Origin of the sequence: Micromonospora echinofusca, assembly GCF_017614955.1 — a bacterium.
GTDB lineage: Bacteria > Actinomycetota > Actinomycetes > Mycobacteriales > Micromonosporaceae > Micromonospora > Micromonospora echinofusca_A.
In genome coordinates this window covers 1-1,225 of record NZ_WVUH01000658.1, presented here as the reverse complement: position 1 = coordinate 1,225, position 1,225 = coordinate 1, and the positions used below count along the sequence as shown (strand labels likewise).

Below are 1,225 nucleotides of genomic sequence, written 5' to 3'. Positions count from 1 at the left end.
ATCGCGGCCATGGCAGCGACCGGCCCCCTCCGGCCCGGGCGGGTACCCGTCCAGCGCGCCACCCCACCGGGGGACATCGTGGGCCGGGGCGGGGCCGGGCATCCCCGGTACGGGTGTCGGTGTCGCCGCTCTCGTCGCGTCGTTCTGCTTCGGACCGCTGGGGCTGGTCATCGCGATCGTCGCGCTGCTCCGTGGGGCCCGTCAGACGGCTACCGACCGGGTCTGCGCGACCATTGCGCTCGGTGTCGGCGGGCTGTGGACCCTGGTACTGGTGTGCGGGCAGATCATCGAGAAGCTCTCCGGACAGCCCTGAGCCGGTCCCCCCGTCGGCGCGTCCCGGCTACCGGCGCAGCGTCCCGGCTACCGGCGCAGCGCCCCGGCGATCCTCAGGCCGGTGGCCGGTAACTGGCGAGAACCGTGGCCAGTTCGGAGTGGGCCTCGGCCCAGTACGCCTCACCGGTGGTCCAGCCGAGCCGGTACGAGCCGCTCCCCTTCCCGCTGACCGCCAGTTGCACGCTGTGCATCCGTTCGCCGTACGGGACGGTCCAGCGGCACTCCCACGCCGCCCCCGGCGGCTCACGGGTGGCGGTCAGCCGGATCGGTTCGTACTGGATCAGGGCCCCCTCACCGAGGGCCCACTGCTCGGCGGCCTTCAGCGCGGCGAGCGGATCGCCCGTCCGGGGGACACGCGGGTCGATGCTCAACGCCCTGCTGTGCCGGGGATCCTGGAAGCAGGTCACGCCCTCTTCCTGGAACTGCCACCAGCCGACCGGTACGACGATCCGGAAGCCGCTGCGGTCCCGGTACCAGGTCCAGCCGGCCGGCGGCCGGTACCGCTCACCGGGGGGCTGCGGGCCGGCGGGGACCAGCCGACCCGCGTGGCTGGGCCGGACGCAGGCGAAGGGCGGTGGCGGCACGCCGGGCGGTGGCGGTGGCAGCACGTCGTGCTCCCCGTTCGGCCCGTGCCCGGGCGGTCGCCAGTTCACGCCGGTCGGCGTGGCGGCGGGTCCGGCCGAACCGGGGAGGTCCGCCGGTACGGCCGGCGGGTCTGCGGACGGGGCGGTCTGCTCCCAGGTGACCGCCATCGCGGTACTCATGCCCACGGTCGCCGCGAGGGCGGTGGCCAGTGCCGGGATCCACCAGCGCCAGCGCTGCCGGACGACGGGCACGGTGGTCGCCGCGTCCGGGCCGGGGACCACCGGCACGCCCGGGGTCGGGGCGACAT

Annotated in this window: 1 protein-coding gene and 1 pseudogene; one reads left to right on the top strand and one right to left on the bottom strand. The window is 75.5% G+C overall.

Features of this window, described 5'->3' with window-relative positions; genetic code table 11:
- Window positions 1-313: hypothetical protein (locus GSF22_RS33655; RefSeq protein ID WP_439957843.1), on the top strand; the 313-nt coding region annotated here is incomplete at its 5' end.
- 73 nt (window positions 314-386) lie between these two features.
- On the opposite strand, the pseudogene GSF22_RS33650 reads toward GSF22_RS33655, so the two are convergent.
- Window positions 387-1,225, bottom strand: a pseudogene (locus GSF22_RS33650) (hypothetical protein); the annotation flags it as partial.